Origin of the sequence: Comamonas antarctica (assembly GCF_013363755.1) — a bacterium.
Classification (GTDB): Bacteria; Pseudomonadota; Gammaproteobacteria; order Burkholderiales; family Burkholderiaceae_C; genus Comamonas; species Comamonas antarctica.
Genome location: NZ_CP054840.1, coordinates 2,307,936 through 2,331,473, shown reverse-complemented (window position 1 = coordinate 2,331,473; position 23,538 = coordinate 2,307,936). Strand labels below are relative to the sequence as shown.

The following is a 23,538-nucleotide window of genomic DNA, read 5'->3' as shown; positions in this document are numbered from 1 at the left end:
GCGCTCGACCGTGTCGGACGGAACGCGGTGGCGTGCACGCGTAGGAGCAGCCTCTGGATTCCATGCGGCGCCGGCTTACGTGCCGGCCCCGCCATGCATGAGACTTTCAAAGACAGCCAAGCAACCATGAGAAGGATCCCATGCCAAAATTTGCATCCCGGGAAGGCCAGCGCGTTCCCGACGTCACGTTCCGCTACCGCGAAGATGGCGAGTGGAAGGACACCGACTCCACCCAGCTGTTCAAGGGAAAGACGGTCGCGGTTTTCTCGCTGCCGGGTGCCTATACGCCGACCTGTTCATCGACCCATCTGCCGCGCTTCAACGAGCTGGCCGAGACCTTTCGCGCCAACGGCGTCGATGACATCATCTGCGTTGCCGTGAACGACCCCTTCGTCATGGAGAACTGGGCTGGGGACCAGGGCTGCGACAACGTGTTCATGCTGCCCGACGGCAATGCCAGCTTCACCGAGCAGATGGGCATGCTGGTCGACAAGAGCGATCTGAACTTCGGCAAGCGCTCCTGGCGCTACTCGATGCTGGTGCGCGACGGCGTCATCGACAAGATGTTCATCGAGGACGATGTGCCCGGCGATCCCTTCGAGGTCTCCGATGCGGACACGCTGCTGCACTATGTGAACAAGGACGCCCAGGCGCCCGACCAGGTGGCGCTGCTGAGCAAGCCGGGCTGCGCCTTCTGCGCCCATGCCAAGCAACTGCTCGACGCGGCAGGCGTGGCCTATGCCGATATCAGCCTGCCCGACAGCATCCGCAATTGCGCGCTGGGTGCGCTTGCCAAGGCGCAGACCGTGCCGCAGCTGTTCGTCAACGGCAGCTTGATCGGCGACAGCGAAGCGATCGAACAGTGGCTCCAGCAGCGCGGCGCGGATGCAGGAACGGCGAAAATGGAATGATGCACATCACTTCTTCCTCTCCCGCACCGGCCCGCTTCTGGGTGGCTCCAAGCCTCCTGGCGCTCGTGGCCATCGCAGGTTGCACCTCCACACCCCCGGTAGACAACCAGGCGCAGGCACCCGCGGTCGCCAGCGCAAGCCCGGCTCCAGCGCCCACCCCGGCGGCGGCACCGGCCGCAACCAGCCAGGCCGAGCACGAGCAGCAGTTCGCGCGCTGGGTCGCCGAGTTCCGCACCAGCGCCCGCGCCGCCGGCATCGATGAAGCCACGCTGCAGTCCGCATTTGCCGATGTGCGCCTCGTGCCCCGCGTCATCGCGTCGGACCGTGCGCAGCCCGAGTTCACGCGCACCGTCTGGGCCTATCTCGACAGCGCGGTCTCGGCGCAGCGCATCACGCGCGGCCAGGAGAAGTTGCGCCCGCTGCGTGCCTCGATCGATCCCATTGCCGCGCGCTACGGCGTGCCCACCGAGATCCTGGCCGCGATCTGGGGCATGGAAAGCAACTATGGCAGCAATGTCGGCGACATTCCCGCGATCGACGCGCTGGCGACGCTGGCCTTCGAGGGCCGGCGCGGCGAGTGGGCGCGCGGGCAGCTGCTCGCGGCACTGAAGATCCTGCAAAACGGCGACATCGCGCGCGCGCAGATGGTCGGCTCGTGGGCCGGGGCCATGGGCCAGACGCAGTTCCTGCCCTCGAACTTCCTGGCGTATGCGGTCGATGCCGATGGCGACGGCCGGCGCGACATCTGGGGCAGCGTTCCCGACGTGATGGCCTCGACGGCGAACTTCCTCGCGCGCTCGGGCTGGCAGGCCGGCCAGCCCTGGGGGCTCGAGGTGCGCCTGCCGCAGGGCTTCGACTACGCGCGCGCCGAAGACAGCGTGCGACAGCCATCGGCCCAATGGGCGGGCGAGGGCGTGCAGTCGATGAACGGCGCGCCGCTGCCGGCGCTCGACGGCGCCTCCATCCTGCTGCCCGCGGGTGCACGCGGCCCCGCCTTCCTGGTCGGCACCAACTTCCGCACCATCCTGCGCTACAACAACTCGACCAGCTACGCGCTCGGCGTCGGGCTGCTGGCGCAGAAACTCGCGGGCGGCCCGGGTGTGCAGGCCGCCTGGCCGCGCGATCTGGCGGCCCTCAGCAGCAGCCAGGTGCGCGCGCTGCAGACGGCGCTGAACGCGCGCGGCTTCGATACCGGCACGCCCGATGGCACCATGGGCCCGGCGACACGGCGCGGCGTCCGTGCCTATCAGCAAAGCCTGGGTCTGCCCGCCGACGGCTATCCCACGCTGGAGCTGCTGCAGCGACTGCAGTGACGGCAGTCAGCCGCGCCATGAAAAAGGGGTGCCATCGGGCACCCCTTTTCCTGTGCTCGGCGCCGCGCGCCTGGCTTTACTGGTCCAGCGCGATGCGGTAGATGCCGTAGCTGCCGGTGCCGCCATTGACGCCGGTGTCGTCGGCGCGGTCCACGCTGATGTTGGCCAGGCCCGCGGCCTGCGCGACACCCAGCTCGTTCGGGGCGGACTTGAACAGCACCTTGCCCGCGGTCGGCACCTTGGTGAAGCGCCAGCTGCTGGTCGCGCCGTTGCTGGCGCGCGTGATGTTCTTCTGCGCCTTGACGTAGTTCAGCACCACTTCGCGGTTGGCGTCGGGCGAGGCCCAGACGATGTCGAAGGCCTTGCCCGTGCCCAGGATGAAGGGCGCGCTGCTGTTGGCGCGGTAGTTGTTGGTGGCAACGATGAACTCCTTGGCGTTGTCCATCGGCAGGCCCTTGTAGCGCAGGTTCCTGATGCGCTCGCCGCCCTGGGCCGGGTTGTTGACGTTGTACTTCGGCTGGGTCACGTCGATCTCGTAGCTGATGTCCGGCGAGGTGAACACATCGAAGTTGTAGCCGGGGAACGACGCGCCGGGTTGGATGCCGGTCTTGCTGTCGTTGATCAGCCACTGGTCTTCGGTCTTGGCCGGATCGATCTGGTTGAAGCGGTTGGCCGCGTTCTCCAGCCACTGCTTGATCTGTGCGCCGTTGACCTTCACCGCATGGATGGTGTTGTTGTCGTACAGGTACAGATCGGCCGCCGCCGAAACGGTCATCGTGCCCGCGGCCACATCGGTGAAATCCGTGCTGCCGGAGAAACCCGCCTTGAACGGCGCCGTGACGGACAGCACCGGCAGGCCCGCGTACTGGGGCAGGCTGGCTCGCACGTAGTCGGCCACATACGCCTGCTGCGCCTGGTTGACGATCTGCAGCGCACCGACGTTGCCGACATCGGCAAACATCGAGCTCAGGCGGAAGTCGCTGGTGCCAATGGGCGAGGCGACATAGGCGCGGGTCTTGTTGTGCAGCTCGTCCACTGCGGCCACCACGGCCGGGTCGGAATCCACATACACCGTCTTGCCGGCGGCATCCTTGGAGTCGGTGGTGCGTACCTGCACGTCGGTCTTGGCGGTGTCGACCGACCACTTCTTCGCCGTGCCGTCCCACTTGAGCGCGTAGTTGATCACGCCCAGCGCCTTGCCCCACGAACTGGCCATGACGGCCGGCACGCCGTTGACCGTGCCCTTGGCGTTGTCGGCTCCGTCGAACCTGTAGGCCGGGCTGGTGCCGCGGTCGGGGAAGGTGTTGTGCTCATGGCCCATCACGATGCCGTCGATGCCCGGCACCTCCTTGGTGATGTAGTAGCCGGGGTTTTCCATCTGCGGGAAGTAGCCGCTGGCGCTCATGCCGCCGTGCAGCAGCACGAACACCAGGTCGGCGCCCTTGGCGCGCACTTCAGGCACGTACTTGGCCGCGGTGTCCCGGCCGTCCTGGGTGCTGACCTTGCCGTCGAGCTTGTCCTTGTCCCAGTTCAGGATGCCGGGCGTGGTGATGCCGATCACGCCGATCCTGATCGGCAGCGACACGGCCGTGCCGTCGGCCTGCGTCGCGGCCAGCTGGCGCTCGAGGATGACATAGGGATCGACCAGCGGCTTGTTGCTCTTGAGGCTGGTGACGTTGGCCGTCACGATGGGAAAGCCCGGTCCCTTGTCCTTGGAGCCGATGGCCGGGTCGACCCCCGCGACATCCAGCCCGCCGCCCAGGATCTGGCTGAGAAACGGCAGGCCGAAGTTGAACTCATGGTTGCCCAGCACCCCGGCGTCGTACTTCAGCGTGGCCATGGCCTTGTACATGGACAGCTGCTGCGTGGCCGGCAGCGGCGCGACCTGCGCCTCATAGGTGCCCAGCACCGTGCCCTGGACGGTGTCGCCGTTGTCCACCAGCAGGGTATTGGGGAATTCGGCGCGCGCCTTGTGGATCAGCGTCGCGGTGCGCTCCAGGCCCACGGCCTTGTCTTCCTTGTCCGAGTAGTAATTGAAGCTGCGCGCGTAGTAGTGCAGGTCGGTGGTCTCGAGCAGCGCCAGCTGGGCGGTGGCGTTCTGCACCACAGGCGCGGGTGCCGGAGCGGGTGCCGGAGCGGGTGCCGGAGCGGCACCGTCGCTGCCGCCGCAGGCCGACAGCGCCAGCGTGGCGCTCAGCGCCAACAGGAATGGCAGGCGATGGCGGTGCAGGTCGCACGAACCCGGAATGTGATGGGACATGGAAAGGCCTCTTGGGTGGTGATGCGGGAATGGGGCGGGTACCCGGTCAAGGGTGCCGCCCCGCAGCGGGCTGGCCATGCCAGACAAGAGCTGCCCTGCCATTCTTGGGGCGAAGATTGACGGCTTTGTGACGGCGAAGTTGCCATGCCGCGACACCGCGGCGCATCCACATTGCGCATGCCGAAGCGCTGCAGCTGTCCTCCGTTCCACTATAGTGGAATTCCAGTATATTAGAGGGTTATGCCTCCAACCACATCACCCGAGAGCCTGATCCCGCGGCGCGTTCGCGATGAGCGCACGCGCCGCGGTTTGACGCTCGACCAGTTGGCCGCCAGCGCCGGCGTCAGCCGCGCCATGATTTCGAGGATCGAGCGCGGGCAGAGCAGTCCCACGGCAGTGCTGCTGTCCAAGATCGGCGATGCCATGGGCCTGAGCCTGTCCGCGCTGATGAGCGAGCCGGTCGCGGCAGGCCCGGAGATGCGCCGCATGGCGCAGCAGCCGTCATGGGCCGATCCGGCCACCGGCTATATCCGCCGGCTGGTGTCTCCGCCCGGCGGCGATGGTGAGGTGGAGGTCGTCGCGGTGGAGCTGCCCGCGGGCCGGAGCGTCACCTTTGCCGCCACGCAAAGCCTGCATTCGCAAGACCAGATCCTCTTGCTCGAAGGCCGTTTGCACCTGCGCAGCGCAGACACGGTCTACGAACTGCAGCCCGGGGACTGTGCGCGCATATCGACGACCGAAGAAAACGCATTCGGCAACCCGGCCGCCGTGCCGGCGCGCTATCTCGTCGTCAAGAGGCACTACCGTTGAGCTGTCCGCAATCAAGGAAGAGGGAATATTGAAGATGGAGTTGAGTTTCAAATGGGACCGCATGCAGGCGTTGACGGCCGTGGAAATGTACGAAGTGATCCAGGCGCGCGAAGCCGTGTTCGTCGTGGAGCAGCAGTGCGCCTACCAGGAAGCCGATGGCGCGGACCTGCACTCCTGGCATCTGCGGGTGCTGGCGGACGGGGCATTTGCCGCCTGCGCGCGCGTGGTCGAGCCCGGCATCAAATTCCATGAGCCCTCGATCGGACGGGTCATGACGCTGCGGGAATTCCGCAATCGGCAGCTGGGCCGCGCGCTGGTGGCCGAGGCCATTGCGTTCACCGAGGCGCGCTATCCCGGCATGGGCATCCGCATCGGCGCGCAGGCCCACCTGCAGAAGTTCTATGCTTCGCTGGGCTTCCAGCCTGTGGGCGAGGTGTATGACGAGGACGGAATTGCGCATATCGACATGGTCAAACCTGCGGTAGCGGTGCCGGCCTGATGGGGCTGCACGGCAGCGCGGCCGCAACCGACCGTTCCGGGCCGCTGATCCGCTGGCTTTTTGCCACGGCCACGCTGAATGTGCCCCAGGCCGCGAGCCCGATTGCGTTTGCGCTGCTGGCGCTGGGCTTGACCGGTGAAGCCACCGATGGGGCGGCGCTGATCCTGGCGATGACGCTGGCGCAGGTCGCGGCCGTGCTGCCGCTGAGCCGTATCGGCCGGCGCTTTGCACCCGTGGGCTTTCTGCGTGCGCTGGTGCTGGGCCGCTCGCTGGCCCTGGCGGCGCTGGCGCTGGCTGCATGGCTCGAAGCCTCGTTTGGCGCGCTGATCGTGCTGGCCGCACTGGCAGGCCTGGCGAACGGCGCAGCCCACGGTTACCTGCGCGTGATCCTGAACCAGCTGGTCACTGCCGCGCGGCTGCCACGCGCGCTGGGCCTGGCGGCGACACTCAACGAGCTGACCTTTGTACTGGCCCCGGTGGCCGCTTCGGGACTGGGCGTGGTGTCGCCGGTGTTTGCGGTGCTGATGCTGACCGCATTGGGCGCGCTGCCGGCGCTGCTGGTTCCATCCGTGGCCGCGCCCGATCCGCTGCCTGCGCTGCCTGCGGCTCCCAGCTTGGTCGGGACGGGCATCGGTGCGCCGATTGCGCTGTGGCTGCTGTGCGCGACGGCCAGCGGCGCGGCCGTGGCCGCGATCGAGATTGGCGCGGTGGCGCTGGCGCTCGACTTCGGTTTCGAGGCGGCGTATGCCGTGCTGTTCACCGTGCCGCTGTGCGTGGCTTCGGCCGCGGGCGGCCTGTGGATAGGCATCCGAAATCTGCGTGCCACGCGGCGCATGGTCCTGGTCCAGCTGGCCATGATGAGCTTCGGCACGCTGCTGGTGGCGCTGCAGGCCTCGTTGCCGCTGACGATGGTGGGCGTGGTGATGATGGGCGCGGTGACGGCGCCGCTGGGCACGCACTACTCGCTAACCCTCGATGCCCTGGCGCCGCCGCAGCAACGCGCCGAGGTCTTCGGCCTGCTGCGCACGGCCAATGCCGTCGGCATCATTCTCACCAGCAGCGTGCTGGCGTTAGCCTCGCTGTCCATGGCACTGATGCTGGTCGCCTGCCTGATGCTGGCGGCGACGCTTTGCGTCGGCGTCGGGAGCCCAGCGGCTTTCGCGGGAGACTGGCGCCGCTAGCACGCCCCGGCCTCGGTCACGCCATCAGGCGGAAATCCGTGGCGGCTGCTCCGACCGGTCGAGGAATTCCAGCACGCCCGCGAGATAGGCGCTGCGGCGCGACTCGCCACGCCACTTCTCGATCAGCTCGGCATGCGGCGCCAGTTCGGCCAACTCGCGCGAAATCTGCGCCGGGTGGTGCACATCGTTGCCCGCCAGCACCAGCAGCGGCGTGCGCGTGCTGCGCACGAAGTCGCGCGAGACGCTGAACACGAAGTCCTCGCCGCCGAACAGGTTCTGCTCCAGCGCCTGCAGGTGCGCAGGCGGCACGCCCGCGAGGCGGTCGGCGGCGCCGTCCACCCAGACCTGGAAATTCTCGCGCCGCAGCGGCGCATTGCGCGGCGACCAGCCGATCGGCTGCTGCAGCACCGCCGAGGCCACGCGCTGCGGCGCGAGTTCGGCCAGGCGCAAGGCAAACGACGAGCCTATGCACGCGCCCAGCACATGGAAGCGCTCGATGCCCAGCGCATCGAGCAGGCCCAGCTGGTCGGCAGCAAAGCTGTCCCAGCCGTCTTGCGGCCCCACGAGCGCAAAGGACTGGCCGGCGTTGCGCTGGTCCATGGCAACGACCTGGCGCGCGCGTGCCAGCTCCACCGTGGGGTCGGGCCAGTTGCGCGCGCGGCCGTCATGGGTGTGGCGCCACAGGCCGATGCGCGAACGCAGTCCGCCCGGGGCGAGCAGCAGCACCGGCAGCCGGGGCGGGGCGCCGGCATCCGGTCCGTAGATTTCGTAATGCAGCTTCGCGCCAAGATACAGCTCAGGCATGCGTGTCACTCCACCCGGGCGCCAAGGCTCTTGAGCAGCGGCGGAAAGCTGGCGACATCCCGGTCGAGCTGGCGCGCAAATGCCTGCGACGAGCTGCCCACGGGCTCGAATCCCTGGCGCGCGAGTTGCGCACGCAGTTGCGGATTGGCCAGCGCGCCGGCCACGGCTTGCTGCACGCGGTCCACGACGGCCTGCGGCGTGCCAGCCGGTGCCAGCAAACCGAACCAGCCGTTCTCGAGATCGATGGTGATGCCCGCCTCGGCCAACGTGGGAACCTCGGGCGCGAGGCTGCTGCGCCGCTCCTGCACCACCGCCAGCGCGCGCAGGCGGCCGGCCTGGATATGGGCCTGCGCCGCCGGCAGGGCCACGATGGCCGCATCCGTCTCGCCGCCCAGCAGCCCGACCAGTGCCGGCCCCGCTCCTTTGTAGGGAATATGGCGCCAGTCGCCGCCCCGGGCGCGGTGCAGCTTCACCAGCGCGAGGTGGTTGCCGTTGCCAAAGCCTGGCGTGCCGACGTTGAGACCGGCGCTGCGCGCCTGCCTTGCGAGCGCCCGCATGTCGCGTGCGGCCGCGTCGCTGCGCACCACGATCACGGTGGGAGAACTGGCGATGATGCTCACGGGCGCGAAACTGCGCACCGGGTCGTAACGCACCTTGCCCTCGAACAGCGTGACGTTTGCCACCAGCGCATTGCTGGTCAGCAGCAGCGTGTGGCCGTCGGGTTTTTCGCCCGCCACGAGTTCGTGCGCCAGATTGCCGCCCGCGCCCGCGCGGTTCTCGACCACGAAGCTCGCACCCAGCCGCGACGCCAGGGCATTCGCGAGTTCCCGGCCCAGCACGTCCATGGCGCCACCGGGCGCCAGCGGCAGCACCAGGCGCACATTGCGGTCACCGCCGATGGCGGCATGGGCCCCGGTGCTGGCTGCCAGCGCCGCGGCGGCGGCGGCCAGCCAGGCCCGGCGCGTTCCGGATATCGGCGTCATGGGACTGCGCCCAGGGGCGGCGGCGGTGGCTGAAGCAGGGCCCAAAGCGAGCGGAAAGCGCATACCGGAGACTCGTTGAAAAAGAAACAGGCGCCCATCTTGCGATGGGCACCTGGGCCGTGGCTACGAAGCTTTTCGCGCTTGCTTATCTGTTTTGGATGGGGACGTGATATTGCACGTCCGCCGGCGTCGAGGGCCAAATGCGCGGGCTGCGCATCATGGCGGCGTGATCCATCGAGTGCATGGCGGGACGCTGCGGCTCGCGCCCTGCGGTCGAACCACATCCCTTGGGAGAACTCGATTTCTCGCCAACGCCACAAGAAATATGTCACATTTCGTGTTTTTTTTGGCAAAATGTACGGTTTGCCCGACTGTGCCAGTCATTTGACGCAGGCTGTCTCCCAGCGGCCATTGAAGGTCGAAAGTCCGGCGGTGAGTCCGTATCCGCAATCGTCTAAGAGTTCCATGTCACACAAGAAATCACGTCTTCGGTCCAACAGTCGGGTTCTGGCCCTGGAACCCCGGTTGTTATTCGACGGCGCTGGCGCCGTGGCGATCGCAGATGCCACGCGGGATGACGCCCATCAGGATACGGACGCTGACAGGAACACGGGGAATGCGCCTGATGGCAATGCAGCGGACAGCACGCCATTCATGGGTTTCGCGGCGCTCATGGGCGCCAGCTCCGATCCCACCGTCGAGGGCATCGTGCGGCAGAGTCCGAGCTTCGAGACGACCAACGCCGACAGCGTCACTTTTCGGGTCACCTTCAGCGAGGGAGTGCAGGGCGTCAGCGGGAACTCTTTCGTCATCGCTGCCGGGTCGGTAAGTGGCGCGACCATCCAGCTCGTATCGCAGGTGGATCTGAACGGCACGCAATACGATGTGACGGTCAGCGGCCTGCAGGGAGCGACCGGCACACTCAACATCGATCTGGCCGCGAACTCCGGCATCACCAGCCGGGACGGCAATTCGCGCCCGGTGACAGAGACGAATCCTGCCGATGGCAAGCGCGACGACAGCTACACGATCGATGGCGTGATCACCGCGGCCTATGTGAGCGGCTTGAGCGGAGGCAGTATTGACGGCGCCCGGATCGCCACCAACCAGACCAGCGGCCTGCAGTTCAGCGGCAAGGCCGACGCCGGCGATACGGTGCGCTTGTACATCGGCAGCACGCTGCTGGGCACCGCCAAGGCCGATGGCAGCGGCAGTTGGGGCTTGACCTACACGGGAGCGGCGTTGGCCGAAGGCGCGCACAGCCTGGTGATCCGCAGCAGCGACGCCGCCGGCAACACTGCGGTGGGCAGTGCTGTCCTGGTGATCGACAACATGCCGCCGCAAGTCAGTGCGGCCAGCGCAGTCAGCGACATCGTCGTGACCCTGGAGTTCAACGACCTGCATGCGCTGGATGCGGGGCAGGTCCCTGGCGCTGGCGACTTCGTCGTTTCCATCAACGGGGCTGCGGTGACGGTCAACCGCGTCGTCGTCGACGGCCAGAGCGTGAGGCTCACGCTGTCGGCCGCAGCCATCGCAGGTCAGAGCGTGAAGGTGGGCTACCATGGCACCGCGCTGCGCGACGTCGTCGGCAACCAGGTCGCAGCTTTCGATAGCCTGGATTTGCTGAACCAAACCAACAGCAACAACCAAAGGCCGGTGTTCGATGCGCTGCCATCCAAGCACCAGTGGTTCAGCATGGGCGACGGTGCCAAGGTGCTGTTCAACGGCAACTTCGTCTTGAGCGACTCGGACGATACCTTCCTGGAGAGTGCGACGATCCAGATCGGCGCCAACCGCAGTGCCAGCGACGTGCTGGCGATCAAAGGCAGCCTGCCCAAGGGAATAGAGGCAGCATTCAACAGCAGTACCGGCACGCTCACGCTGAGCGGCCATGCCAGTCTGGCCGCCTACCAGATGGCGCTGGGGCAGATCACTTTCCATACGGCAGGGGGCGTAAACCAGTCGCGCAGCATCAGCGTCAGCGTCAATGATGGCCAGACCTCTTCCGTTGCGGCGACGCGCGAGATGCGCGTGCTGGGCGCGGCTTTCTCCATCGACGACAGCACCACGGCCTACCTGGTCGGTGCGGTTCCCAATACCGGTGGCAGTGGCCAGGACCTGGTCGGCGTGAACCTGGTCATGGGCACGCTGGAGACGGTTGCCAAGATTGGCGGAGGAAATTTCAACGATTTCTCCAGCTTGAGCTTGAACGGCCTGGGCTTCAATTCCATCGACGGCCATCTCTATGCTTCGGACAATACGAACAAGTTCGTTGTCAGAATCGATGCGGACGGCACGGTCACCCGGGTGTCCAGCCAGTATGGCGGCACCAATGCGCCGCCATCGAATGCCTCGGTGGTCACGGCAGACATCGACAACCACGGCATCATGTGGCTGTACTCGTCAAACAAGTTCTATCTGCTGGACCTGAATCCGCAGTCGAACACCTTCCAGCAGTGGCTTGCACCGATCAGCATCGCTTCGAATGCACCCGGCAGCGACATGGCGTTCAATGCGCAGGGCGACTTGTATTCGGCCGCCACCGACGCATTGCGCAAGATCGTCGTCGCACGCGATGCCGAAGGCAAGCCGACCGGCGTCACGGCCACGTCGACCACCATCAACGGCGTCACCAGCGCCGCAATGCAGTATTTCGACAACAACGGGTATTTCTACTTCAACATCAGCACCACGCAGCTGGGCCGCATCAATGTGGCGACCAATCAGCTCGATCGGATCGACGCCGACCCCTCGCGCACGCTGCCGAGCTCCGGCGACGCGGGACGCATCGTCACCATCAACCTGGATTTCGGCGACGCACCCGACAGCTACAAGACCAGCCTGGATGCGCAGGGCCCTCGTCACAACCAGCTTGGAAACAAGGTTTCGCTGGGCCAGAAGCCCGACGGCTATGAGATGACCGGCACGCCTTCGGCGGGCGCCGACAGCGATACCAACAGCAGTGGCGTGAGCGACGACGACGGCGTGAAGATCTTTCCTGCGCTGCGCCAGGAAGCAAGCTCTTACTCGGTGGATGTTGCCGTCAACAACGATAGCGGCAAGGATGCCAAGCTGATTGCCTGGCTGGATTTCAACGGCGATGGGAAGTTCGGCGTCGAAGAGGCAGTGACCTATATCGTCCCGGCCGGGACGAAAAACGGCACGGTGACGGTGACCTGGAACATTCCGGGGGGCGCAGGACTGCAGCTCGCCGATGGTGTGGCTACCTATGCGCGTTTCCGCATCACGTCCGAGACGCAGACGCTGGGCGCCACGCAAGACCGCTGGAGCGACAGTTACGCCGGAGCCGTCACCAACGTGGACGGCCGGGATCCACGGTCCTACGGCGCCCGCATGGACGGCGAGGTCGAAGACTACGCCATCATGGTGCAGGGACCGGATCATGCGCCGCCCCAGGTCAGCCAGCTGGAGGTGGTCGACGGCAACACCGGGCCGCGGTATACGCCTGTTGGCGAGATCAAGGTGACGTTCAACGAGGCCGTTCAAAACGTCGATGTCGGAGACTTCATCCTCGTGCGCGACGGCACTCCGGTCGCGTTGCCTGCGGATACGCCGATCAGACAGGACTCCAATGACCCGGCTATCTGGTACATCGATCTGGGCAAGGTCACCAATCCCACGGGTGACTACGAGCTGATCCTCAAGAACGGACCCAATGATCCGACCCGTCCGGGCACTGCGAGCATCGTGGACGATGCAGGCAATGACCTCGCCCAAGGCGGCAGCATCAGCTTCCAGATCGACAACACCGCTCCGCTGATCGATCTGGATGCGGGCAGCGATGTCACGCGCGATCACACGGCGCAGTTCACCGCTGGCAGTTCCACCACTGTCAGCCTGGACAACGATACTTCGCCAGTGCATGAAGCGACGGTGCAGGAGAACTCCAACCGCGTGACGCGCATCGATATAGCCGTCAGCGGCCTGCGCGATGGCGACCATGAAACACTGGTTTTTGGCGGTACCGCGCTGAAAGCCAACGGCAGCGATCTGCCTTCGGGCGCGATCACGGTGGGCGGCGTCGAGGTGGTGGTCACCTATGCGGCCGGCAAGTTCACGCTGACGCCCGTGGGGGTGAATGGGGGGGCCAACCTGCCCGGGGAAATCACTGCCGCGCAGGCCCAGGCCCTCGTGCGCGATATCTCGTACCGCAACGACGCCGGCGTGTCCGCTACCAATGGCGGCCGCAGCTTTGCTTTCACGGCCACCGACAAGGCAGGAGCCACCGCCACCCCTGCAACGGCAACGGTGAACGTCATTGGCGGCAATGGCACGAATGGTCCCGACGTGCCCACGGTGGACCGGAAAACCACCAACGACACCACGCCTGTCATCACCGGCGAGGCGAATGTGCCGGTGGACGGTACGCTCACGGTCGAGGTCAATGGCAAGACTTATGTGTGGCACGAGGGCCAGGACAATGGTTCCAGCCCGCTGCAATACAAGGCCGATGAGCACACCTGGACCCTGCAGATTCCATCGGCTGACGAGATGCCCGAAGGCAAATATCCCGTCGAGGTGTCCGTCACGCCCCATGGCGGCTCTCCCGTCAAGGACCTGACCACCAACGAGCTGGTCATCGACCTGACCCCGCCCGACGCACCCGGGGTGTTGGATCAGATCACCCATGACACCACGCCGGTGATCACTGGCAAGGGAGAGGTGCGCGATGGCGAAGTGTTGACGGTCTCCATCGTCATCGGCGGCATCACCTATAGCTTCACGGAAGGCGAGGCTCTGGGCGATACCTATCTCAAGCGCGACAACAATACCTGGAGCCTGCGCTTGCCGGATGGCGTGGCGATGGTGAAAGGCAACACGTACACGATCAACGCCAGCGTCAAGGACGCGGCGGGCAACGTCAGCGACCTGGGCAGCGGCACCGTGGCGATCAAGCCCGTCCTTGTCAGCAGCCCGGTGGTGAACGAAGGCTCGGGATATGCGGTATTCGATGTGCAGGCTCTGCCAGGCACCAGCGTCCAACTGGCATTGCCCGATGCCGTGGGCAGCGATGCGGCCACGGGCCAAGGCGTTGACTACGGCCAATCGGCAGGATCAGGCCTGCAATACTGGAACGGCACCGGCTGGAGCGCATATACGACCGGTGAGGCGGTGCCGGTCGATCCCAGCGGCAAGCTGCTCGTTCGAGTGGCCATCGTCAACGACGACATTGCCGATAACGGAGAAACCTTTGCTTTGATCGTTACGCCCGTTTATGGCGCAAATGAGATCATTGGCGACAACACCGGCACCGGCACGGCCACCATCAAGGACGATGGCACGGGCACCCGCTGGCAGCCGGCCGATCCGGCTTTGCCGAACGGACCGCTGGTACCGGTCAACCCGACCGATCCAGTCACGCCTGGCGTGACGCCACCGGTGTTCGACGATGACCGTGCGGTCAGCGTCAGCAGCATCGATGTCAACGAAGCTTCGGGCCATGGCGTGTTTGAAGTCACGGGTGCGGCCGGCCAGAAGGTGACGCTCGCACTGACCGATGGCACGGCCACGGGCGGCGGCGTGGACTTTGGTGCGGCGCTTGAATACTTTGATGGCACGTATTGGAGCAGCTATACAGCCGGTGCGCTGGTAGAGATTCCCGCGGGCGGCAAGCTGCAGGTGCGCGTGGCCATTGTCAATGACCGGGTGACCGAAGGCGCCGAGCAATTCACGCTGACGGCCACCAATACGGGCGGCACGGGCGCAAGCGGTACGGCCACCATCAAGGATGATGGCACGGGCACGATCTGGCAACCGGCCGATCCGGCGGTGCCAAACGGACTACTGGTTCCGGTCGGCCCTACAGATCCAGTGCTTCCGGGCGTGACGCCACCGGTGTTTGACGATGACCGCACGGTCGGCGTCAACAGCATCGATGTCAATGAAGCATCGGGCCATGGCGTGTTTGAAGTCACGGGTGCGGCGGGCCAGAAGCTCACGCTGGCACTGACCGATGGCACCGCCACGGGCGGCGGCGTGGACTTTGGCGCGGCGCTGGAATACTTTGATGGCACGCAATGGAACAGCTATACGGCCGGTGCGCTGGTTGAGATTCCCGCGGGCGGCAAGCTGCAGGTGCGCGTAGCCATCGTCAATGACACCGTGGCCGAAGGCGCCGAGCAATTCACGCTGACGGCCACCAATACCGGCGGCACCGCAGCAAGCGGTACGGCCACCATCAAGGACGATGGCACGGGCACGATCTGGCAGCCTGCCGATCCGGCTTTGCCGAACGGACCTCTGGTTCCGGTCAACCCGACCGACCCGGTGCTTCCGGGCGTGACGCCACCGGTGTTTGACGACGACCGTACGGTCAGCGTCAACAGCATCGATGTCAACGAAGCGTCGGGCCATGGCGTGTTTGAAGTCACAGGTGCGGCGGGCCAGAAGCTCACGCTGGCACTGACCGACGGTACGGCCACGGGTGGCGCCGACTATGGCACCACCCTTGAATACTTCAATGGTACGCAATGGACCAGCTACACGGCGGGCCAGCTGGTCGAGATTCCCGCAGGCGGCAAGCTGCAGGTGCGCGTGGCCATCGTCAATGACACGGTGGTCGAAGGCACCGAGCAATTCACGCTGACGGCCACCAACACGGGCGGCACGGGCGCAAGCGGTACGGCGACCATCAAGGACGATGGCACGGGCACGATCTGGCAGCCTGCCGATCCGGCGGTGCCAAACGGACCTCTGGTTCCCGTCAACCCGACCGACCCGGTGCTTCCGGGCGTGACGCCACCGGTGTTTGACGACGACCGTACGGTCAGCGTCAACAGCATCGATGTCAACGAAGCTTCGGGCCATGGCGTGTTTGAAGTCAGCGGCGCAGCGGGCCAGAAGCTCACGCTCGCACTGATCGATGGCACGGCCAGGGGCGGCGCCGACTATGGCACCACCCTTGAATACTTTGATGGCACGCAATGGACCAGCTACACGGCGGGCCAGCTGGTCGAGATTCCCGTGGGCGGCAAGCTGCAGGTGCGCGTGGCCATCGTCAATGACCGGGTGACCGAGGGCGACGAGCAATTCACGCTGACGGCCACCAATACGGGCGGCACGGGCGCAAGCGGTACGGCCACCATCAAGGACGATGGCACGGGCACGATCTGGCAACCGGCCGATCCGGCTTTGCCCAATGGACCTCTGGTTCCGGTCAACCCGACCGACCCGGTGCTTCCGGGCGTGACGCCACCGGTGTTTGACGACGACCGCACGGTCAGCGTCAACAGCATCGATGTCAATGAAGCTTCGGGCCATGGCGTGTTTGAAGTCACGGGTGCGGCGGGCCAGAAGGTGATGCTGTCCCTGACCGATGGCACGGCCACCGGCGGTGGCGTCGACTTTGGCGCGACGCTGGAATACTTTGATGGCACGCATTGGAGCAGCTACACCGCTGGCCAGCTGGTCGAGATTCCTGCAGGCGGCAAGCTGCAGGTGCGCGTGGCCATTGTCAATGACCGGGTGACCGAAGGCGCTGAGCAATTCACGCTGACGGCCACCAATACGGGCGGCACCGCAGCAAGCGGTACGGCCACCATCAAGGACGATGGCACGGGCACGATCTGGCAGCCTGCCGATCCGGCTTTGCCGAACGGACCGCTGGTGCCGGTCAACCCGACCGACCCGGTGCTTCCGGGCGTGAAGCCACCGGTGTTTGACGATGACCGCACGGTCGGCGTCAATAGCATCGATGTCAACGAAGCTTCGGGCCATGGCGTGTTTGAAGTCACGGGTGCGGCGGGCCAGAAGCTCACGCTGGCACTGACCGATGGCACGGCCACGGGCGGCGCCGACTATGGCACCACCCTTGAATACTTCAATGGTACGCAATGGACCAGCTACACGGCGGGCCAGCTGGTTGAGATTCCCGCAGGCGGCAAGCTGCAGGTGCGCGTGGCCATTGTCAATGACCGGGTGACCGAAGGCGCCGAGCAATTCACGCTGACGGCCACCAATGCCGGCGGCACCGCAGCGAGCGGCACGGCCACCATCAAGGACGATGGCACGGGCACGATCTGGCAGCCGGCCGATCCGGCTTTGCCGAACGGACCACTGGTTCCGGTGAATCCGACCGACCCAGTTACGCCTGGCGTGACGCCACCGGTGTTTGACGACGACCGCACGGTCGGCGTCAATAGCATCGATGTCAACGAAGCTTCGGGCCATGGCGTGTTTGAAGTCACGGGTGCGGCCGGCCAGAAGCTCACGCTCGCACTGACCGATGGCACGGCCACCGGCGGTGGCGTGGACTTTGGCGCGGCGCTGGAATACTTTGATGGCACGCAATGGAACAGCTATACGGCAGGCCAGCTGGTCGAGATTCCCGCAGGCGGCAAGCTGCAGGTGCGCGTGGCCATCGTCAATGACACGGTGGTCGAAGGCACCGAGCAATTCACGCTGACGGCCACCAACACGGGCGGCACGGGCGCAAGCGGTACGGCCACCATCAAGGACGACGGCACGGGCACGATCTGGCAGCCTGCCGATCCGGCTTTGCCCAATGGACCTCTGGTTCCGGTCAACCCGACCGACCCGGTGCTTCCGGGCGTGAAGCCACCGGTGTTTGACGACGACCGCACGGTCGGCGTCAATAGCATCGATGTCAACGAAGCTTCGGGCCATGGCGTGTTTGAAGTCACGGGTGCGGCCGGCCAGAAGCTCACGCTCGCACTGACCGATGGCACCGCCACGGGCGGCGGCGTCGACTTTGGCGCGGCGCTGGAATACTTCAATGGTACGCAATGGACCAGCTACACGGCAGGCCAGCTGGTCGAGATTCCCGCAGGCGGCAAGCTGCAGGTGCGCGTGGCCATCGTCAATGACACCGTGGTCGAAGGCGCCGAGCAATTCACGCTGACGGCCACCAATACGGGCGGCACGGGCACAAGCGGTACGGCCACCATCAAGGATGATGGCACGGGCACGATCTGGCAACCGGCCGATCCGGCGGTGCCAAACGGACTACTGGTTCCGGTCGGCCCTACAGATCCAGTGCTTCCGGGCGTGACGCCACCGGTGTTTGACGATGACCGCACGGTCGGCGTCAACAGCATCGATGTCAATGAAGCATCGGGCCATGGCGTGTTTGAAGTCACGGGTGCGGCGGGCCAGAAGCTCACGCTGGCACTGACCGATGGCACCGCCACGGGCGGCGGCGTGGACTTTGGCGCGGCGCTGGAATACTTTGATGGCACGCAATGGAACAGCTATACGGCCGGTGCGCTGGTTGAGATTCCCGCGGGCGGCAAGCTGCAGGTGCGCGTAGCCATCGTCAATGACACCGTGGCCGAAGGCGCCGAGCAATTCACGCTGACGGCCACCAATACCGGCGGCACCGCAGCAAGCGGTACGGCCACCATCAAGGACGATGGCACGGGCACGATCTGGCAGCCTGCCGATCCGGCTTTGCCGAACGGACCTCTGGTTCCGGTCAACCCGACCGACCCGGTGCTTCCGGGCGTGACGCCACCGGTGTTTGACGACGACCGTACGGTCAGCGTCAACAGCATCGATGTCAACGAAGCGTCGGGCCATGGCGTGTTTGAAGTCACAGGTGCGGCGGGCCAGAAGCTCACGCTGGCACTGACCGACGGTACGGCCACGGGTGGCGCCGACTATGGCACCACCCTTGAATACTTCAATGGTACGCAATGGACCAGCTACACGGCGGGCCAGCTGGTCGAGATTCCCGCAGGCGGCAAGCTGCAGGTGCGCGTGGCCATCGTCAATGACACGGTGGTCGAAGGCACCGAGCAATTCACGCTGACGGCCACCAACACGGGCGGCACGGGCGCAAGCGGTACGGCGACCATCAAGGACGATGGCACGGGCACGATCTGGCAGCCTGCCGATCCGGCGGTGCCAAACGGACCTCTGGTTCCCGTCAACCCGACCGACCCGGTGCTTCCGGGCGTGACGCCACCGGTGTTTGACGACGACCGTACGGTCAGCGTCAACAGCATCGATGTCAACGAAGCTTCGGGCCATGGCGTGTTTGAAGTCAGCGGCGCAGCGGGCCAGAAGCTCACGCTCGCACTGATCGATGGCACGGCCAGGGGCGGCGCCGACTATGGCACCACCCTTGAATACTTTGATGGCACGCAATGGACCAGCTACACGGCGGGCCAGCTGGTCGAGATTCCCGTGGGCGGCAAGCTGCAGGTGCGCGTGGCCATCGTCAATGACCGGGTGACCGAGGGCGACGAGCAATTCACGCTGACGGCCACCAATACGGGCGGCACGGGCGCAAGCGGTACGGCCACCATCAAGGACGATGGCACGGGCACGATCTGGCAACCGGCCGATCCGGCTTTGCCCAATGGACCTCTGGTTCCGGTCAACCCGACCGACCCGGTGCTTCCGGGCGTGACGCCACCGGTGTTTGACGACGACCGCACGGTCAGCGTCAACAGCATCGATGTCAATGAAGCTTCGGGCCATGGCGTGTTTGAAGTCACGGGTGCGGCGGGCCAGAAGGTGATGCTGTCCCTGACCGATGGCACGGCCACCGGCGGTGGCGTCGACTTTGGCGCGACGCTGGAATACTTTGATGGCACGCATTGGAGCAGCTACACCGCTGGCCAGCTGGTCGAGATTCCTGCAGGCGGCAAGCTGCAGGTGCGCGTGGCCATTGTCAATGACCGGGTGACCGAAGGCGCTGAGCAATTCACGCTGACGGCCACCAATACGGGCGGCACCGCAGCAAGCGGTACGGCCACCATCAAGGACGATGGCACGGGCACGATCTGGCAGCCTGCCGATCCGGCTTTGCCGAACGGACCGCTGGTGCCGGTGAATTCGACCGATCCGGTGCTTCCGGGCGTGACGCCACCGGTGTTCGACGACGACCGCACGGTCAGCGTCAACAGCATCGATGTCAACGAAGCGTCCTCGCACGCCGTATTTGCCGTGCAAGGCGCGCAGGGACAGAAGCTGACGCTGCAGCTGGTGGATGGCACGGCGACCGGCGGGGGAACCGACTTCGGCAGCACGGACAGCCACAACCTGCAGTACTCGCTCGATGGAGGCGCAACCTGGGCTGACTACAACGGCATCTCAGTGCAAATCACGGGTGCCGACGGCAAGCTGCTGGTGCGCACGCCCATCGTCAACGATGCGCTCACCGAGATCATCGAGGACTTCGCCTTGCAAGTGCAGGTCGTGGGCGGCCAGGCATCGGCAACCGGCAATGCCACCATCAACGACGATGGCCAGGGCAGCATCTGGGTGCCTATCGATCCGCGCGACCCCTACAGTCCGCTGGTCACGAATCCCGAAGCCGGCCAGGTTGGGCATGTCCCACCGGACATCGACAATCGCAGTCCCGAAGTGCCTCCCTCGCTGTCCGTGACGACGCCCGAGGACACGTCGGTGTCTGGCCTGGTTCCCGCGATCGACCCCGATGGCGATACCCTGGAGTATTCGCTCACCACGCCGCCATCCCATGGCACGGTGGTGCTCACGCCCGGCACCAATGCGTACACCTATACACCGGATGCGAACTATCACGGCGCCGACACCTTCGAGGTGACGGTGGACGATGGCAGGGGCGGCAAGGTCACGGCCACCATCACGGTGCAAGTCACGCCGGTGAATGATGTGCCTGTGGCGCCTGACCAAAGCGAGACCACACCGGAAGACACGCCCTTGTCGGGCCGCGTCGTGGGCAGCGATGTGGATGGTGACGCTCTGACCTATTCCAAGGGCAGCGATCCCGGCAACGGCAGCGTGGTGGTTCGCGCCGACGGCTCCTACACCTATACGCCGAACCAGGACTTCAACGGCACCGACCGCTTCGAGGTGACGGTCGACGATGGCCAGGGCGGCAGGACCACCGCCACGGTCACCGTGATGGTCACGCCGGTGAATGATGCGCCGCAGGCGGATCCCCTGGCAGTGAAGACCAATGACGGGACCCCGGTCGGCGGCAAGGTGACGGGATCCGATGTGGACGGCGATGCGCTGAGCTTTGGCGCCGGCCCCAAGGGCCCGGACCACGGCACGGTCACCATCGCGCCCGATGGCTCCTTCATCTACGTTCCCCGGCCGGGATACCACGGACCCGACGCGTTCGAGGTGACGGTCGACGATGGCCAGGGCGCAAAGGCCACGACCACCGTCACGGTGGATGTCAATGCCCGACCGGCGCTGCCGCCGGCGCAAATGACGGCGGACGAAGGGGTTCCCGTCGCTGGCCAGCTGGCAGGCTCCGACGCCGATGGCGATCCGCTGGGCTATGCGGTGGCGCAGGCGCCGGCCAAGGGCTCTGTGATCCTCAATGAGCAGACTGGCGAATTTGTCTACGTCCCTGCCCAAGGCGCATCGGGAACGGATAGCTTCGTGGTGTCGGTGGACGACGGCCGTGGCGGCACAACGACCGCGGTGGTCACGGTCGATATCCGTCCGCCGGTCAACTCGAGCCAGCCTGGCGCGACGCCGCCGCAGGACGGGAGCCGTCCGGACGCAGCATCGCCGGGCGCGAACCTGGGCGCGGGCAGCAACGATGTGAGCGGCATGCCAGGAGTGTTCTTCTACTGGGACGACTTCAACCGGGTCGCACGCATGGACGCGCCGCTGCACCCCGCGGTGTTTGTTGCCCCTGCGGTCGCGACCAGCCAGGCCGAGCAGGCCGATCGCGAAGTGCTGGGCAATGATCCCGGAATCACCCATACGGGCGAAATGCAGGCGTCGTCGATCGGCGCAGGCCTGCTGACCAACCCTGCCAACGTGATCTACGTGGGCCGTGCCGTGCAGGATTCGCAGCAGATGGGCGAATTCTGGAACCGCCTCGTGCAGAACCTGCTTGGAAAGTCGCCAGCAGACATGCAAGGCGTTCGGGCCGATGCCACGACACGCCCTGGAATGCCCGCGTCCCTGGATGCGGTCGATGCGCCAATGGCACTGCTCGGGGCCTCGCCAGCCGAAGCCGAGACGCCAGCGCAGACCCTGGCAGATGCAAATCAGCGGTTGCTGGAGATTGCGGCGCTGGGAGAGGCGCAACGCGGCAAGGAGGCACAGGGGGAACACCAACGCCTGCCGAGCAACGGCTCCTTCCGCCAGCAGCTCAATGCCCGGGCCCACCAGTTGCCAGGCCGAAAGGTGACCGGATGATCTCGGCCCCGTGACCGCCCAACCCCCGAGCGCCGATGCGGCGCGGGTTGGCGGGCACGGGCAGGGTGCATCCAGTACCCGACAACTTATTCAATGACAGTTTCAATTCAAGTGCGTTTCACTCCATGACCCGTCGTATTTCTCCGTTTGCCCTGCGCATCACCGTCGCCTCCCTGCCTTTGCTGCTTGCCGCCTGCGGCTCCGTCGCGCCCAAGGCCTTCACGTCCGAGGAGGTGCGCAGCCGCGCTGCCCAGGACGTGGTCGCCATGTACAAAGACCAGGAGCCAGTCACCGCGCCCATCGACTTCCATGAAGCTGCCGCGCGCGCCCTCAAATACAACCTCGACTACCGGCTCAAGGTGATGGAGACGGCGCTGAGCCGCAGCCTCTATGACGCCTCGACCTATGAAATGCTGCCGCGCCTGGTGGCAGGCGCCGGCTATTCGAGCCGCAACAACGATTCCGGCGGCACTTCGATCGGCATCGAAGACCGCCAGGTGTCCCTGCGCCCCTCCACATCGCAGGAGCGTGACCATTCGATGGCGAACCTGTCGTTCTCCTGGAATGCGCTTGATTTCGGTGTGTCGTACCTGCGCGCGCAGCAAAAGGCCGACCAGGTCCTGATGGCGGACGAACGTCGCCGCAAGGTGATCCAGAACGTGCTGCAGGATGTACGCAACAGCTACTGGCGCGCGCTGGGCGCGCAGAAGTTGCTCGGCCGTGTGGATGGGCTGCTCGAGCGTGTGAACAAGGCCCTGGAGCGCTCCGTCGAGGTGGAGAAGCAGGGCTTGATGCCCCAGGCGCAAATCCTCGGCTATCAGCGCGCGTTGCTCGACGCCGTGAACACGCTGACGCTGCGCCGCCAGGACCTCGAATTGGCCCGCGCCGAACTGCGCGCACTGATGTCGCTGGAGCCTGGCGTGAACTTCACCCTGGCGGAACAAGCGGAGGTGCAACTGCCCCTGCCACCTGTCAACATGGAAGCACTCGAGCGCCTGGCATTGGAAAAGCGCCCCGAGATCATGGAAGAGTGGTACCGCAAGCGCGTGACCGAGAACGACATCAAGGCGGCGAAGATCCTGCTGTGGCCGAATGTCAGCTTCGACGCGGGATGGCAGTACGACAGCAACAAGTACAACTACAACAGCAACTGGGTCGACACCGGTGTGCGCGTGTCCTGGAACCTGCTCAAGCTGGCACAGTATCCGGCGCTGGGCCGTGCGCAGCAGGCGCAGAACGAGACCGACGACATGCGGCGCCTGGCTCTGTCGATGGCGGTGCTGACGCAGGTCCGCGTGGGTGTGCAGCGCTATGGCCTGTCGCTGCAGGAACTCAAGTTCGCCGAGACCAGCCTGCAAGTGGACCAGCGTCTGCTCAAGTACGCGCAGTCGGCCGCCAAGAGCCATTTCGATTCGGAGCTCGAGGTCATCCGCACCGAAGCCCGCGCGCTGCTGGGCGAGTACCAGCGTTATGCTGCCTATTCCAATGCCCAGGCCGCCTGGGGCCGCCTCTACAACTCCGTCGGATTGGATATCCTGCCGGACACGGTGCAGGCGCATGACGTCAAGACCCTGGCGCAGGCAATGAAGAGCACGACGACCCAGTGGCAGCAAACGGTATTCCAGGTGGCGAAGTGAAATTGA

At 65.7% G+C, this 23,538-nt stretch carries 10 protein-coding genes; 7 read left to right on the top strand and 3 right to left on the bottom strand.

What is annotated here, in order from left to right; translation table 11 throughout:
- Window positions 1-140: 140 nt before the first annotated feature.
- The gene (locus tag HUK68_RS10855; RefSeq protein ID WP_175504158.1) at window positions 141-911 is read left to right on the top strand and encodes a glutathione peroxidase; all 771 of its coding nucleotides are present in this window, start codon (window positions 141-143) and stop codon (window positions 909-911) included.
- Complete coding sequence (locus HUK68_RS10850; RefSeq protein WP_175504157.1) at window positions 911-2,224, top strand: lytic murein transglycosylase; 1,314 nt, start codon at window positions 911-913, stop codon at window positions 2,222-2,224. Before HUK68_RS10855 ends, HUK68_RS10850 begins: the two co-directional genes overlap by 1 nt.
- Before the next feature lie 76 nt (window positions 2,225-2,300).
- Here HUK68_RS10850 and HUK68_RS10845 read toward each other — a convergent pair whose 3' ends face one another.
- The gene (locus HUK68_RS10845; RefSeq protein ID WP_175504156.1) at window positions 2,301-4,484 is read right to left on the bottom strand and encodes a bifunctional 2',3'-cyclic-nucleotide 2'-phosphodiesterase/3'-nucleotidase; all 2,184 of its coding nucleotides are present in this window, start codon (window positions 4,482-4,484) and stop codon (window positions 2,301-2,303) included.
- 240 nt (window positions 4,485-4,724) lie between these two features.
- On the opposite strand from HUK68_RS10845, the gene HUK68_RS10840 reads away from it, so the two are divergent.
- From HUK68_RS10840 to HUK68_RS10830, 3 genes are read left to right on the top strand one after another with little or no spacing between them, the layout of a single operon-like run.
- Window positions 4,725-5,294, top strand: coding sequence for a helix-turn-helix domain-containing protein (locus HUK68_RS10840; protein WP_175504155.1), 570 nt, complete (start codon window positions 4,725-4,727; stop codon window positions 5,292-5,294).
- Window positions 5,295-5,328: 34 nt separating this feature from the next.
- Complete coding sequence (locus HUK68_RS10835) at window positions 5,329-5,793, top strand: GNAT family N-acetyltransferase (RefSeq protein WP_175504154.1); 465 nt, start codon at window positions 5,329-5,331, stop codon at window positions 5,791-5,793.
- Window positions 5,793-6,974 (top strand): MFS transporter, encoded by a 1,182-nt coding sequence (locus tag HUK68_RS10830; RefSeq protein WP_175504153.1) that lies wholly within the window; start codon window positions 5,793-5,795, stop codon window positions 6,972-6,974. The genes HUK68_RS10835 and HUK68_RS10830 overlap by 1 nt, the downstream gene beginning before the upstream one ends.
- A 24-nt stretch (window positions 6,975-6,998) precedes the next feature.
- Here HUK68_RS10830 and HUK68_RS10825 read toward each other — a convergent pair whose 3' ends face one another.
- Together HUK68_RS10825 and HUK68_RS10820 are read right to left on the bottom strand one after the other, a co-directional pair.
- Entirely contained in the window at window positions 6,999-7,778 is a 780-nt protein-coding gene (locus HUK68_RS10825) for an alpha/beta fold hydrolase (protein ID WP_175504152.1), read from the bottom strand.
- 5 nt (window positions 7,779-7,783) lie between these two features.
- Entirely contained in the window at window positions 7,784-8,761 is a 978-nt protein-coding gene (locus HUK68_RS10820; RefSeq protein ID WP_175504151.1) for a tripartite tricarboxylate transporter substrate binding protein, read from the bottom strand.
- Window positions 8,762-9,433: 672 nt separating this feature from the next.
- On the opposite strand from HUK68_RS10820, the gene HUK68_RS10815 reads away from it, so the two are divergent.
- On the top strand, window positions 9,434-21,895 hold the full coding sequence (locus tag HUK68_RS10815; protein ID WP_175504150.1) for an Ig-like domain-containing protein: 12,462 nt from the start codon (window positions 9,434-9,436) through the stop codon (window positions 21,893-21,895).
- A gap of 125 nt (window positions 21,896-22,020) precedes the next feature.
- Window positions 22,021-23,532, top strand: a complete 1,512-nt coding sequence (locus tag HUK68_RS10810; RefSeq protein WP_175504149.1) for a TolC family protein — start codon at window positions 22,021-22,023, stop codon at window positions 23,530-23,532.
- The last annotated feature ends 6 nt before the right edge of the window (window positions 23,533-23,538 follow it).